This is a genomic window from Klebsiella sp. GB_Kp047 (assembly GCF_040065235.1).
Classification (GTDB): domain Bacteria; phylum Pseudomonadota; class Gammaproteobacteria; order Enterobacterales; family Enterobacteriaceae; genus Klebsiella; species Klebsiella quasipneumoniae.
Genome location: NZ_JBEAJG010000007.1, coordinates 1 through 14,702 on the forward strand (window position 1 = coordinate 1; position 14,702 = coordinate 14,702).

The window sequence follows — 14,702 nt, forward strand, 5'->3', positions numbered from 1 at the left end:
TCCATGTCACTTTGAGTGCCCACACAGATTGTCTGATAAATTGTTAAAGAGCAGTGCCGCTTCGTTTTTCGCTGCGGCGCGGGGTGTGCATATTACGCTTTCCCGCTGCAGAGTCAAGCATTTATTTTTGCTTTTCTCTGCGAGGTTCTCACCGGAACCCCGCTGACCCGGCGGCTTGCTTGCCGTTGTTCCGTGTCAGTGGAGGCGCATTATAGGGAGTAATTCCGAGGTGACAAGGGGAAATGCAAAAAAACTTTTCAACCGTCTCTTTTTTCAACAATGCGGCGAGGAATGTCGCAAAAAACCGCCGTTTTGCTGTTTTAACCAACGAAACGGGGCGCCTGGTGGCATACTGTTAGAGTAGAGAAAAGAAAGGAACGGCATTTATGTCTTTAAGCGCACAGCAACTGGCGGCACAAAAGAACATCTCCTGGGTACTGGCCGAGAAGCTCGCCCAAAAAATACTGACTGGCGAATATCAGCCGGAAAGCATTCTTCCCGGCGAAATGGAGTTAGGGGAGCAGTTCGGCGTGAGTCGTACCGCCGTCCGCGAAGCGGTGAAGACACTCACTGCAAAAGGCATGCTGCTGCCCCGCCCTCGCATTGGCACCCGGGTCATGCCGCGCAGCAGCTGGAACTTCCTTGATAAAGAGCTCCTCTCCTGGTGGCTAACAGAAGATAACTTCGAAGAGGTGGTGAGCCACTTTCTCGTCATGCGCAGCAGCCTGGAGCCACAGGCCTGTTTTCTCGCCGCCGCCCACGGCACCGCAGAGCAGAAAGCGCAGCTCAATACCCTAATGGAAGAGATGATTGCCCTGAAACGCCATTTTCAGCGCGATCGCTGGATTGCAGTCGATATGGCCTGGCATGAACATATCTATGAAATGAGCGGTAATCCTTTCCTCAGCTCATTCGCTTCTTTATTTCATTCGGTCTACCACACTTACTTCACATCAATTACGCAAAATGAAGTGGTGAAGCTCGATCTCCACCAGGCGATTGTCGATGCCATTCTCAACAGTGATGCGCCGGGTGCCTTACTTGCCTGCCAGGCGCTGCTAAACGCCCCCCACCACGTAAATCAATAACAAGGATTTGGCATGAGCGGAAAAAAAGGGCGCAGCATGGCCGGCCTGCCGTGGATTGCGGCGATGGCCTTCTTTATGCAGGCGCTGGATGCCACCATTCTTAACACTGCCCTCCCGGCTATCGCCCACAGCCTGAATCGTTCCCCGTTAGCAATGCAGTCGGCCATCATCAGCTATACGCTGACGGTGGCGATGCTGATCCCGGTCAGCGGCTGGCTGGCCGATCGCTTCGGCACGCGTCGGGTCTTTATCATCGCCGTTAGCCTGTTTACTCTCGGCTCTCTCGCCTGCGCGCTCTCCAGTTCATTAACGGAACTGGTCATTTTTCGCGTCATTCAGGGGATCGGCGGGGCGATGATGATGCCGGTGGCGAGGCTGGCCCTCCTGCGCGCCTATCCGCGCAGCGAACTGCTGCCGGTTCTGAACTTTGTCACCATGCCAGGACTGGTGGGACCGATTCTGGGTCCGGTGCTCGGCGGGGTATTTGTTACCTGGGCCAGCTGGCATTGGATTTTCCTGATAAACATTCCCATCGGCGTGATCGGCATTCTGTACGCCCGTAAATACATGCCAAATTTCACAACGCCGCGCCGACGCTTCGATATAACCGGTTTTCTGTTATTTGGCTTAAGCCTGGTGTTATTTTCCAGCGGTATTGAACTGTTTGGCGAAAAAATTGTGGCGACATGGCTGGCGCTGGCGGTGATCGCCGTCAGTCTGATACTGCTCATGGCCTATGTCCGTCACGCGCGCCGCCATCCTGCGCCGCTGATCTCGCTCTCTTTATTTAAGACCCATACGTTCTCGGTTGGCATTGCCGGCAACCTTGCCACGCGGTTGGGTACCGGTTGCGTGCCGTTTCTGATGCCGCTCATGCTACAGGTTGGCTTCGGCTATCCGGCTATTATCGCCGGCTGTATGATCGCCCCCACCGCTATCGGCTCGATTATTGCGAAATCTACCGTTACCCAGGTGCTGCGCTGGTTTGGCTATCGTAAGACCCTGGTGGGGATCACCGTGTTTATTGGCCTTATGATTGCCCAGTTCTCGCTGCAGTCGCCAGAAATGCCGCTGTGGATGCTTCTTCTGCCGCTGTTCGTGCTGGGGATGGCGATGTCCACGCAGTTTACCGCCATGAATACCATTACCCTGGCCGATTTGACGGATGACAATGCCAGCAGCGGCAACAGCCTGCTGGCCGTCACCCAGCAGCTTTCCATCAGTCTCGGGGTGGCCATCAGCGCTGCGGTGCTGCGCTTCTATGAAGGTTTTGACAGCGCCAGCACCGTAGAGCAGTTTCACTACACCTTTATTACCATGGGCGTGATAACCATCGTGTCGGCGCTGATGTTTATGCTGTTAAGAGCGAAGGATGGCCGCAACCTGATTAGCGAGCGGCACAAACGCTAAGCGGAACCGCGGACCACCAGCTCCGGGGTTAACTGTACGCGCTGCTGTTTTTGCTGCGGGTCGGCCATGCGATGGATCAGCACGTCGATGGCCAGTTCCCCCAGCTCATCTTTCGGTTGATGAATGGTGGTCAACGGCGGCGTCATATAGCGAGCCAGTTCAATATCATCGTAACCCACCAGCGCCATATCCTGCGGGATCTGCAGCCCGGCCTGGTATAACGCCTGATAAGCGCCAACCGCCATGGCATCGTTACCGACAAACACCGCCTGCGGCCGCTGCGGCAACGCCAGCAGCCGCTGCATCGCGCTAAACCCGCCGCCAAACTCAAAATCGCTGGTCACCACGTATCCCTCGGCTACGGGCAGACCGCAGCGCGCCATCGCGGCATGGTAACCTTCAAGGCGCAGACGCGCCGGGGTTTTATCCAGCGGGCCGGCAATGCAGGCGATGTGTGAATACCCTTGATCGATCAGGTACTGGGTCGCCATATCACCACCGAGCAGCGAGTTATCCTGAATCAGATCGCTATCGCCATCAAACGGCGCCCAGTCCATCATGACCGTCGGAACCGACGGATAGCGCTGCATAATTTCCGGAGAGGGTTGGTGGGTCTCAGTGCACAGCAGCAGTAATCCATCGACGCGTTTTTGCATTAACGTCTCCAGATTACGATTCATTCGCTGCTCATCACCTTCCGTATTACAGAGTACGAGACTATAACCCCGCTCAAAGCAGCTGCGCTCCACGCCCCGCACCAGCTCCGAATAAAACGGATTGGTACTGGCGGTGATCAGCATGCCGATGGTGCGGGTTTGATTAAGCTTGAGGCTACGCGCCAGCGCAGAGGGGGCGTAGTTAAGGCTTTTGATCGCGGCGTCGACTTTGGCGGTGATCGCCTCGCTGACAAAGCGGTCCTTATTGATGACGTGTGACACCGTCGATGTGGAAACGCCCGCTACGCGGGCCACATCTTTCATCGTAGCCAAGCATTACCCCTGTTGCGCTAAAAATTCATCGATCTCTGTGCGCCACGGCACGGAAGGCTGCGCGCCTTTGCGGGTTACGGCAATCGCCGCCGCGGCATGCGCAAAGCGGATCGCCTCCGGCAGGTCGGTCCCTTCCAGCAGCGCGGTTACCAGCGCGCCGTTGAAGGTGTCGCCGGCGGCGATAGTATCAATAGCCTGCACACGAAACCCTGGGATCCGGCGGCTTTCGCCTTCGGCACTGAGCCAGACGCCGCGGCTGCCGAGGGTGATCATCACCGTACCAATGCCTTTGGCATGCAGCACGTCGGCGGCTTTTGCCGCATCCTCGTCACTCTCAACGCGAATACCCGTCAGCTTTTCCGCTTCGGTTTCGTTGGGGGTAATGATATCCACCAGCGCCAGCAGTTCATCGGACAGTTCACGCGCTGGCGCGGGATTAAGCACCACGGTGGTCTGATGGTGATGGGCGATTTTCGCCGCCGCCAGCACGCTCTCCAGCGGTGACTCGAGCTGCATCAACAACGCCTGCGCGCTGGCGATCCGCGCTTTTTCCGCCTCTACCTGAGCGACGGATAATGCCGCATTGGCGCCGGCATGAATACCGATGACATTCTCACCTTCGGCGTTAACGAAGATTAACGCCACGCCGGTTGCTTCCCCGGCGACCGCGCGCACAGGCGCCACATCGATTTTATCGCTTGCCAGCTGGCGGCGGATGCGTTCACCGATGTCGTCATCGCCGGTGCAGGCGATAAACGCGATATCCGCCCCGCTGCGCCCGGCGGCCACCGCCTGGTTGGCCCCTTTCCCCCCGAACGCCAGCTGGTAGTGGTTGCCGGTGACGGTTTCACCCGGTGTCGGGAAAGCGTCAAGGTTGAGAATGTGATCGGCATTGATGCTGCCAAGGACGACAAGTTTGCCTGCAGTTTTCATCGTTTCTGTTCCCGGGAAAGCGCGCCACCGGGATCCGGTGGCGCATGCCCTGCTTTTCTTTTTTATATTGTCCCTCGGACCGTTGCCAGTCCGAATCGCATATTACTGCTTAACGACCAGCTTCAGCTCAACCGGGTAGTTAGCCTCCACTTTTTCGCCCTTCAGTACCTTGTCAGCAGTCTCAACGCCTTTCGCGCCGATCTGCTCCGGCAACTGTGCGACGGTCGCCGCCAGTTTGCCACTGTTTACTGCTTTTTCGCCATCCGGAGTGCCGTCAAATCCAACCACCATCACATCGGACTTGCCTGCGGTCTGCAGCGCGCGCAGGGCGCCGAGCGCCATTTCATCATTCTGCGCGAACACCGCCTGGACGTCAGGATGGGCGGTCAGCAGGTTCTGCATCACGTTCAGCCCTTTGGTACGGTCGAAATCGGCCGGCTGGCTGGCCAGAACATTGAACTTGTGCGCCGCCACAGCCTGTTTGAAGCCTTCGCCACGCTCGCGCGCCGCGGAAGTCCCGGCAATGCCCTGCAGCTCAATGACTTTCGCACTTTCACCCAGCTTTTTCGCGATGTAATCGCCCGCCATTTTTCCGCCCTGCACGTTGTCAGAGGCGATGTGGCTCACGACATCGCCTTTTGTCGCCTGACGGTCAAGGGTGATGACCGGGATTTTCGCCTGGTTCGCCATCTTCACAGCATTGCCGACGGCATCAGAGTCGGTGGGGTTGATCAGCAACAGCTTCGCGCCGCGCACCGTTAAATCCTGAACGTTAGCCAGCTCTTTCGCCGGGTTGTTCTGGGAATCGAGCACCACCAGGTTGTAGCCCAGTTTGTCAGCTTCTTTTTGCGCGCCGTCTTTCAGAGACACGAAAAACGGGTTGTTGAGAGTAGAGATAACCAGAGCGATGGTGTCTTTGGCCATCGCGTTCGCGCTAACGGTCGCACTTAGCGCAACAGCAGAGACCAGGGTCGCCAGTTTTTTCATATTCATAGTTAAGATGTCCTGTAGAGTTCTCAGTTACTGCTTTTTGTTATCTACCAGTACCGCCAGCAAAATCACCACCGCTTTAACGATCATCTGGTAATAGGAAGAAACGCCTAAAAGGTTCAAACCATTATTCAGGAAGCCAAGGATCAGCGCGCCAATCAGCGTGCCGACAATGCGTCCTTTGCCGCCCGCCAGGCTAGTGCCACCGAGCACGACTGCCGCAATGGCGTCCAGCTCATAGCCTGTCCCGGCCGTTGGCTGTGCGGAGGAGAGGCGCGCCACTTCGATAATCCCGGCCAGCGACGCCAGCATCCCGCACAACGCGTAAACGATAATTTTGACTTTATTGACGCTAATCCCGGACAGACGCGTCGCTGCCTCATTACCGCCAAGGGCATAGATATAACGGCCCAGGCGAGTATGGTGCAGCATGTACCAGGCCGCCAGGAAGACAATCGCCATGATCCATACCGGCGTCGGGATCCCCAGCGGACGCCCGATACCAAACCAGCCGAACAGATCGGCATTATCGCTAAAGCCGGTATTGATCGGGCTGCCGTTGGTGTACACCATGGTCACGCCGCGCAGCAGCAGCATCATCACCAGGGTGGCGATGAAAGCCTGCACGCGGCCTTTCGCCACAATCACCCCGGTGACTGCGCCGATCGCCGCACCTAATGCGAGGGCAGCAGCGACCGCCACCAGCGCATTCACCTCAATGCCAACGATCGACGCCGCCACCGCGCCGGTGAGCGCCAGCAGGGAACCGACGGACAGGTCGATCCCCGAGGTCAGTATGACCAACGTCATCCCTACCGCCATAATGGCGTTAACGGAGGTCTGCTGCAGAATATTGAACAGGTTATTGACGGTAAAAAAGTTGGGGCTCATGGTCGATACCACCGCGATCAGCACCAGCAGGGCAATCAGCGATTTTTGCTCCATCAGCCACGCTTTCGTGAAATAACGGCGACCAGAAACAGCCTGGGTTGTCATCTTTCTTACTCCTGATTCACACGGTTAAGCTTGCCCACAGCGGCAGCCATCAATACTTCCTGGGTGGCCTGCTCGCGTGTGAATTCACCGCCGAGATGCCCTTCATGCATCACTATGATGCGATCGCTCATGCCCAACACTTCCGGCATCTCGGAGGAGACCAGAATGATACTCAGGCCATCGGCTTTGAACTGATTGATGAGCTGGTAGATCTCTTTCTTCGCCCCGACGTCGACGCCACGGGTCGGCTCATCGAGGATCAGGACCTTCGGCCGGGTCATCAGCCCGCGGGCGATGGCGACCTTTTGCTGGTTGCCGCCGGAGAGCAGGCCGATCGCCTGCTCCATGGACGGCGTTTTCACGTTAAACAGCCGGATGAAATCACTGACCGCCTGCTGTTCATCTTTATGCTTGAGGCTCCCTCCCGTCCGGCTAAAGTAGCGCAAGGCGGTCAGGGACATATTTTCTTTTACCGACATCCCGAGCACTAAGCCGTCGCGCTTACGGTCTTCGGAGATATAGACAATGCCGTTCGCCAGACCATCCTGCGGCGAACGGGTCACCACTTCGTGACCGTCGAGCGTCACAGAGCCGCTGCTGCGCGGCAGTGCGCCATACAACACTTTCATCAGCTCGGTCCGCCCGGCGCCCATCAGCCCGGCGACGCCGAGGATTTCCCCCTGGCGCAGGGTAAAGGTCACGTTTTCCACGCCCGGGCCGCAGAGATTATCGACTTTCAGACGCACCGCGCCCGGTGCCTTAGCCAGATGCGGATACTGTTCTTCCAGCTTCCGGCCAACCATCATTTCGATCAGACGGTCTTCATCCAGCGAGGAGACCTCGCGTTCGGCGATAAACTGCCCGTCGCGGAACACGGTCACGTCGTCGCAAATCTCGAAGATCTCTTTCATGCGGTGGGAGATGTAGACGATGCCGCGCCCCTGCGATTTTAGTTCGCGGATCACGCGGAACAGCGATTCGGTTTCGGTATCGGTCAGCGCGTCGGTCGGTTCATCCATAATGATGACCTTCGACTCGAAGCTCAGCACTTTGGCGATCTCCACCATTTGCTGATCGCCAATCGACAAATCGCCCACCAGCTTCTGGCTGGTAAAACGGAGATTCAGCTTCGCCAGCAGCTTGTCGGCTTCGGCATACATCCGCTTCCAGTCGATTTTGCCAAAGCGGTTAACGAACTCGCGGCCAAGGAAGATGTTCTCGGCGATCGTCAACTGCGGGATCAGGTTCAGTTCCTGATGGATAATGCCGATCCCGGCTTCCTGGGAAGATTTTGGGCCGTTAAAGGTGGTCTCTTTACCGAGCCATAATAAAGCGCCGGCGTCACGGGTGTAGATCCCGGTCAGCACTTTCATCATGGTGGATTTACCGGCGCCGTTCTCACCCACCAGCGCCATCACCCGGCCAGGATAGACATTCAGCGAGGCGCCGGAGAGCGCCTTGACGCCAGGGAACGCTTTATCGATCCCTTTCAGTTGCAATAAGGCTTCCATGACGGCGACCTCAGAACGTAACGCCGGCACAGAGAATGATATTCGCGAACGGGGAACACTCCCCGCTGCGAATTACCGCCTGACTGTCTGCGGTTTGTTTTTTGAACTGCTCATGACTGGTGTAACGAATTTCAATGGTATTTCCCTGGTGCTGCTGCAGCTGCTCAAGATGGTTGAGCAACGTCGCGTGGAGCTGCGGATTATGCGTCTTAATTTCCTCCGCGATGACAGCCGCTTCAACCTGCATTTCCGTCGTCACCACTTCCAGAACCTGCATAAATGAAGGTACGCCCTGGGTTAACGCCATATCGATGCGCGCGCTGCTGCGGGGAACCGGCAATCCGGCATCGCAGACCACCAGCGTATCGGTGTGACCCAGGCGGGAGATGACCGCGGAAATATCAGCGTTAAGTACGGTGCCTTTTTTCATTTTTTCTCTTTTGCTCCACTAGCGAAACGTTTCGCTACAATAATTATTATCAATGTGTGAGCAGAAAACCATCACCAGAAGAGAGAAATGTGATCGCCATCGAAACGTTTCGCGAGACAGCGACAGGACATGACAAACGGAGTGAGAAACAAAAAGCCCTTCGCAACGGAAGGGCTTTTTTGACATCAGATTTCGACCTGAGTACCGAGCTCGATAACCCGGTTTGGCGGGATTTCAAACTGATCCGGCGCGCGCAGGGCGTTACGCTGCAACAGCAGATAAAGCTTGCCGCGCAGACGCAGATACCACGGCCGTTTGCCGATAATCAACGACTCATGGGACATAAAGAACGAGGTCTCCATCATCCGGCAGCTGAGTCCTTCCAGGCCACAGCGATGGAACACCTCTTCGACATTTGGCGTTTCCCGCCAGCCGTAGCTGGCCACCACCCGCCAGAACGAGGGCGACAGCTGCTCAATCTGCACCCGGCGAACGTTATGCACGTAAGGCGCGTCCTCGGTGCGCAGGGTCAGGAGGATCACTCGCTCATGCAGCACCTTGTTGTGCTTCAGGTTATGCAGCAGGGCAAACGGGATCACGTTCAGGGCGCGGGACATATACACCGCGGTACCCGGGACGCGTACCGGCGGCGATTTCTCCAGTGAAGAGATCATCGCTTCCAGCGAGTTGCCGTGCTCGTGCATCCGACGCAGCAGGCGGAAGCGCTCGCTCTTCCAGGTGGTCATCACCGTAAACATCACCAGACCCAGGGACAACGGCAGCCAGCCGCCGGAGACAATCTTATCGAGGTTCGCCGAGAACAGCGGAACATCAATGCACAGGAAGGCCACCAGCATCAGCCCAACGAACAGCTTATTCCAGTGCCAGTTTTTGCGCGCCACCGTTGCCGACAGGATGGAGGTCAGCACCATGGTGCCCGTTACCGCGATACCGTACGCCGCCGCCAGGTTAGAGGAGTGCTCGAAGCTGACGATGACGATCACTACCGAGACATACAGCAGCCAGTTAATAAACGGGATATAGATCTGCCCGGACTCCATTTCCGAGGTGTGGATGATGCGCATCGGCGACAGATAGCCCAGACGCACCGCCTGACGGGTTAAGGAGAAGACCCCGGAGATCACCGCCTGCGAGGCGATAACCGTCGCCAGCGTGGCGATAATCAGCATCGGGATCAGCGCCCACTCCGGCGCCAGCAGGAAGAACGGGTTTTTAATCGCTTCCGGATGCTTAAGCAGCAATGCCCCCTGGCCAAAATAGTTCAGCACCAGCGAAGGCAGTACGACGGAGAACCAGGCGACGCGGATCGGCAGTTTGCCGAAGTGCCCCATATCGGCGTACAGCGCTTCCACCCCGGTAATCGACAGCACCACCGCGCCAAGCGCAATAAAGGAAACGGTCTTGTACTGCAGGAAGAAGTGCACCGCCCAGTAGGGGTTCAGCGCCTGCAGAACTTCCGGGTTAGCGTAAATGCTTCGCGCGCCAAGCACCGCCAGCAACAGGAACCAGATCAGCATAATCGGCGCAAACAGCTTGCCGACCATCCCGGTCCCGTGCTTCTGGATCATAAACAGCAGGGTAAGCACGATAATGGAGATCGGCACAATCCAGCTATCGAGCTGCGGGGCGATAATTTCTAACCCCTCTATCGCCGACATGACCGAAATCGCCGGGGTTATCACCACTTCGCCATAGAAGAAACTGCCGCCGATCAGGCCGAGGATCACCAGCACAGAGGTCATCCGCGCCGAGGTATTGCGTCCGGCCAGTGACATCAGCGTTAAGATCCCGCCTTCCCCGGCGTTATCCGCCCGCATCACGAAGGTGATGTATTTAATCGATACGGTAAAGATTAACAGCCAGAAAATCAGCGACAAAAAGCCAAAAACGGCATCGCGCTCAACGCCAAAGCCAAACTGACCTGACAGGCATTCACGCAGGGTATACAGTGGACTGGTACCGATATCACCGTACACCACGCCGATGGCCGCCAGCGTTAACGCCGGCAACGATTGTTTATTATCAGTGCTCATAGACTAGTCTTTTCGTTTATAAAACAAATGTGTGCCTAGTCCCTTGGCCCACAAAAAGCGCACAGTATGCACGATTATTTGTGAAATCGTACCCCTAACAGACACCATATTAACCTGGCTCAAAAAAAATAAATCGATTCTTCAGGCTATTACCGCCCCTGCTCTAACATCTATACTCGTCCCAATAACGATACATGACAAAGCACGCAACTCAATTATGGCTCAAACACATTTACTGGCTGAAAGAATTTCCCGACTCAGCGCGGCACTCGAAAAAGGACTCTTTGAACGCAGCCACGCGATACGCCTGTGCCTGCTGGCGGCGCTCAGCGGCGAGAGCGTATTTTTGCTCGGTCCGCCGGGGATCGCCAAAAGCCTGATTGCCCGCCGCCTCAAGTTCGCCTTCCAGCAGGCGCGCGCTTTTGAATACCTGATGACCCGCTTTTCCACCCCGGAAGAGGTTTTTGGCCCACTGTCCATTCAGGCGCTGAAAGATGAAGGGCGCTACGAGCGTTTAACCGCCGGCTACCTGCCGGAAGCAGAAATCGTGTTCCTCGATGAAATATGGAAAGCGGGTCCGGCTATCCTCAACACCCTGCTGACGGCGATTAACGAACGTCACTTCCGCAATGGCGCTCACGAAGAGAAAATCCCAATGCGCCTGCTGGTGGCCGCCTCGAACGAACTCCCCGAAGCCGACAGCAGCCTGGAAGCGCTGTATGACCGAATGCTGATCCGTCTGTGGCTTGATAAAGTGCAGGATAAAGGAAATTTCCGTTCGATGCTGGTCAGCCAGCAGGATGAAAACAGCAATCCGGTGCCCAGCGCGCTGCAGGTAAGCGACGAGGAGTTTACGCAATGGCAGCAGCAGATCGGCAATATCAAACTACCGGACGCGGTGTTTGAGCTGATATTCCAGCTGCGCCAGCAGCTGGATGCCCTGCCAAACGCGCCGTACGTTTCAGATCGCCGCTGGAAAAAGGCCATTCGCCTGCTGCAGGCCAGCGCCTTCTTCAGCGGCCGCGACAGCATCGCGCCGATAGATCTTATCCTGCTGAAAGATTGTCTGTGGCACAACGTCGAGAGCATGCACCTGATGTCGCAGCAGCTGGAAACGCTGATGACCTGCCACGCCTGGCAGCAGCAGGCAATGCTGACGCGGCTCGGGGCGATTGTGCAGCGACGCATTCAAATCCAACAGCAGCAAAGTGACAAAACGGCGCTAAAGGTCACCCGCCTTGGCGGCATGTTTAGCCGCAAGCCGCACTATGAGCTGCCGGCGGAGATCCAGGGATCCACCCTGACCCTGCTGCTGCAGCAGCCGCTCAAACTTCACGATATGGAAGTGATCCACATTACTTTTGAGCGCGAGGCGTTAGCCAGCTGGCTGGAAAAAGGCGGCGAGATCCGCGGCAAGCTCAACGGGATCGGCTTTGCCCAACTGCTCAATATGGATGTCGACACCAGCCAGCATCTGGTCGTTCGCGACGTCAGCCTGCAGGGCTCACGCCTCGCGCTGCCCGGCAGCGCGTCGCAGGAGAACATGCCGGCGGAAATTCGCCAGCAGCTGGAGGCGCTGGACGATGAGTGGCACCAGCAACATAACCGCTTCAGCGAGCAGCAGAAGTGCCTGTTTATCCCGGTCGAGTGGCTGGGAAGAATCGAAGCCAGCCTGCAGGACGTCGGCGCGCAGATTAAACAGGCGAAGCAGCCATGACGCTGGATATGCTGAATGTCATGCTGGCAGTCAGCGAAGAGGGAATGATCGAGGAGATGCTGCTGGCGCTGCTGGCCTCTCCGCAGCTGGCGGTTTTCTTTGAGAAATTTCCCCGCCTGAAAAACATCATCGCGGCGGATATTCCGCGCTGGCGGGAAGCCGTTCGCGCCCGCTTAAAAGAGGTTAACATCCCGCCGGATCTGGACGCCGAAGTACAAACCTATCAGCAGGCTCAACTGCTCTCTACCTCACAGTTTATCGTCCAGCTACCGCAGATCCTCGGCAAGCTGCACCAGCTCCAGTCCCCTTTTGCCGCCCAGGCGCAGAAGCTGGTGGACGACAATGCTACCTTTACCCCGGCGCTGCATACGCTGTTTTTACAGCGCTGGCGCCTGAGCCTGGTGGTGCAAGCCACCAGCCTTAATCAGCAGTTGCTGGATGAGGAGCGCGATCAGTTGCTCAGTGAGGTCCAGGAACGAATGACACTCAGCGGTCAGCTCGATCCGGTGCTGGCGGAGAATGACACCGCCGCCGGACGCCTGTGGGATATGAGTGCCGGCGAACTGAAACGTGGCGACTATCAGCTGATTGTGCGCTATGGCGATTTTCTTAACCAGCAGCCGGAGCTGCTGCAGCTGGCGGAACAGCTGGGGCGTTCACGGGAAGCGAAATCCGTGCCGAAGAAAGACGCGCCGATGGAGACCTTCCGTAGTCTGGTGCGCGAGCCAGCGACGGTGCCGGAACAGGTCGACGGCCTCCAGCAGAGCGATGACATTCTGCGCCTGCTGCCGCCGGAGCTGGCGACGCTCGGCATCACGGAGCTGGAGTTTGAATTTTATCGCAAGCTGGTGGAGAAACAGCTCCTGACTTACCGGCTGCACGGTGACGCCTGGCGCGAAAAAATCACCGAACGCCCGGTGACGCGGCAGGATTTTGATGAACAGCCTCGCGGGCCCTTTATTGTCTGCGTCGATACCTCAGGATCGATGGGCGGTTTTAACGAGCAGTGCGCCAAAGCCTTTTGTCTGGCCCTGATGCGCGTCGCGCTGGCGGATAACCGCCGCTGCTTTATTATGCTGTTCTCCAGCGAAGTGGTGCACTACGAACTGACCTGCGAGGGCGGCCTGGAGCAGGCGATCCGCTTTCTGAGCCAGCGCTTTCGCGGCGGCACCGATCTGGCCAGCTGTTTTCGCGCCATTATTGAACGTCTGCAAAACCCGCAGTGGGTGGATGCGGATGCCGTGGTGATCTCCGACTTTATTGCCCAGCGGTTGCCGGATGAGGTGATTGCGCAGGTGGGGGAGCTACAGCGAAAGCATCAGCACCGTTTTCACGCGGTGGCGATGTCGGTACACGGCAAACCCGGCATCATGCGCATCTTCGATCATATCTGGCGCTTTGATACCGGGTTGCGTAGCCGCCTGCTGCGACGCTGGCGGCGCTAATCGTTACAGCAGCGCGGGAACGCTTTCGCGAACCTGTGCCGGCCATACGCCGCACTGCACCTGGCCGATATGGTCGAGCTGCAGCAGCAGCATCGTCAGGCGAGACTGGCCAATGCCGCCGCCGATAGTCTGCGGCATCTCGCCGCGCAGCAGCGCCTGGTGCCACTCCAGTTGCAGGCGATCTTCGTCGCCAGTCAGCGCCAGCTGGCGTTTTAGCGCCGCGGCGTCAACGCGGATCCCCATTGATGAGATCTCGAACGCATCTTCCAGCACCGGGTTCCACACCAGGATATCGCCGTTCAGTCCGGCAAAGCCTTCAGAAACCTCAGTGCTCCAGTCATCATAATCCGGGGCACGTACATCATGGCGCTTGCCATCAGAGAGTTTGCCGCCGATGCCGATTAAGAAGACGGCGCCCAGCTCTTTGGCAATCGCTCGCTCGCGGCCTTTGGCATCAAGATCCGGATAGCGACTCAGCAGCGCCTGGCTGTGAACAAAGTGGATCTGTTCCGGCAGGAACGGTGTCAGGCCAAATTCCTGGCTGACCGCCAGCTCGGTGGCTTTGATCCCGGCGTAGATCGCTTCGACGGTCGCCTTCAGCGTGCCGACGTGGCGCTCTTCATCCCCCATCACCCGCTCCCAGTCCCACTGGTCGACATAGACGGAGTGGATCGGCGTAAGACGGTCTTCATCGGGGCGAAGGGCCTTCATGTGCGTGTACAGCCCTTCGCCCGCGCTGAAGTCGTGTTGTCCCAGGGTTTGACGCTTCCATTTCGCCAGCGAATGAACCACTTCGAACTGGGCGTCGGGCAGTGTTTTCACTTTCACCTGAACCGCTTTCTCGCAGCCGGACAAGTTATCCTGCGTCCCATCGCCCACGCGGCTTAAGATTGGCGCCTGGACTTCAATCAGGCCAAGCTTCTCTTCCAGCTGACGGGAAAAATGGGATTTAACGAAACTGATCTGGCGTTGTTTTGCGATATAAGCGGTTTTCATTTTTATGACTCCTGCGTCCTGTTGCCATTGATTAAGCAACAAAACAGGCCGCCAATACAATAATCAATCAATAAAAAGGCTCGTCAACTTTTAATTCAACAAAATATAGAGCTAAAATAGTAAGAACCGTCAAACTTCATAAG

Annotated in this window: 12 protein-coding genes; 4 read left to right on the plus strand and 8 right to left on the minus strand. The window is 57.1% G+C overall.

What is annotated here, in order from left to right:
- Window positions 1–386 precede the first annotated feature (386 nt).
- Window positions 387–1,088 carry a FadR/GntR family transcriptional regulator gene (locus ABLV76_RS05145; RefSeq protein ID WP_004202329.1) on the plus strand — a complete coding sequence of 234 codons (702 nt, stop codon included), beginning with the start codon at window positions 387–389 and terminating at the stop codon, window positions 1,086–1,088.
- A gap of 12 nt (window positions 1,089–1,100) precedes the next feature.
- Complete coding sequence (gene mdtD / locus ABLV76_RS05150) at window positions 1,101–2,498, plus strand: multidrug transporter subunit MdtD (protein ID WP_023319405.1); 1,398 nt, start codon at window positions 1,101–1,103, stop codon at window positions 2,496–2,498.
- Here mdtD and rbsR read toward each other — a convergent pair.
- The 7 genes from rbsR to kup all read right to left on the minus strand — a co-directional run bounded on the left by rbsR (window position 2,495) and on the right by kup (window position 10,401).
- Window positions 2,495–3,487 carry a ribose operon transcriptional repressor RbsR gene (gene rbsR, locus ABLV76_RS05155; RefSeq protein ID WP_004202326.1) on the minus strand — a complete coding sequence of 331 codons (993 nt, stop codon included), beginning with the start codon at window positions 3,485–3,487 and terminating at the stop codon, window positions 2,495–2,497. The genes mdtD and rbsR overlap by 4 nt on opposite strands.
- Before the next feature lie 3 nt (window positions 3,488–3,490).
- Complete coding sequence (gene rbsK, locus ABLV76_RS05160) at window positions 3,491–4,420, minus strand: ribokinase (protein WP_004202324.1); 930 nt, start codon at window positions 4,418–4,420, stop codon at window positions 3,491–3,493.
- A 102-nt stretch (window positions 4,421–4,522) separates the two neighbouring features.
- Entirely contained in the window at window positions 4,523–5,413 is an 891-nt protein-coding gene (gene rbsB / locus ABLV76_RS05165) for a ribose ABC transporter substrate-binding protein RbsB (protein WP_004202323.1), read from the minus strand.
- A gap of 27 nt (window positions 5,414–5,440) precedes the next feature.
- Window positions 5,441–6,406 (minus strand): ribose ABC transporter permease, encoded by a 966-nt coding sequence (rbsC, locus tag ABLV76_RS05170; RefSeq protein WP_004202322.1) that lies wholly within the window; start codon window positions 6,404–6,406, stop codon window positions 5,441–5,443.
- Between the two features lie 5 nt (window positions 6,407–6,411).
- Window positions 6,412–7,917 carry a ribose ABC transporter ATP-binding protein RbsA gene (gene rbsA / locus ABLV76_RS05175; RefSeq protein ID WP_348878209.1) on the minus strand — a complete coding sequence of 502 codons (1,506 nt, stop codon included), beginning with the start codon at window positions 7,915–7,917 and terminating at the stop codon, window positions 6,412–6,414.
- A 10-nt stretch (window positions 7,918–7,927) separates the two neighbouring features.
- Window positions 7,928–8,347: a D-ribose pyranase gene (gene rbsD / locus ABLV76_RS05180; RefSeq protein WP_004202320.1), complete on the minus strand. Its 420-nt coding sequence runs from the start codon at window positions 8,345–8,347 to the stop codon at window positions 7,928–7,930.
- Window positions 8,348–8,532: 185 nt separating this feature from the next.
- Window positions 8,533–10,401 (minus strand): low affinity potassium transporter Kup, encoded by a 1,869-nt coding sequence (gene kup / locus ABLV76_RS05185; RefSeq protein WP_004202319.1) that lies wholly within the window; start codon window positions 10,399–10,401, stop codon window positions 8,533–8,535.
- Between the two features lie 217 nt (window positions 10,402–10,618).
- Between kup and ravA the strand changes: the two genes are divergently transcribed.
- Window positions 10,619–12,118 (plus strand): ATPase RavA, encoded by a 1,500-nt coding sequence (gene ravA / locus ABLV76_RS05190; protein WP_004202318.1) that lies wholly within the window; start codon window positions 10,619–10,621, stop codon window positions 12,116–12,118.
- Window positions 12,115–13,563: an ATPase RavA stimulator ViaA gene (gene viaA / locus ABLV76_RS05195; RefSeq protein ID WP_004202317.1), complete on the plus strand. Its 1,449-nt coding sequence runs from the start codon at window positions 12,115–12,117 to the stop codon at window positions 13,561–13,563. Before ravA ends, viaA begins: the two co-directional genes overlap by 4 nt.
- A gap of 3 nt (window positions 13,564–13,566) precedes the next feature.
- On the opposite strand, the gene asnA is transcribed toward viaA, so the two are convergent.
- Complete coding sequence (gene asnA, locus ABLV76_RS05200; protein ID WP_004202316.1) at window positions 13,567–14,559, minus strand: aspartate--ammonia ligase; 993 nt, start codon at window positions 14,557–14,559, stop codon at window positions 13,567–13,569.
- Window positions 14,560–14,702 lie beyond the last annotated feature (143 nt).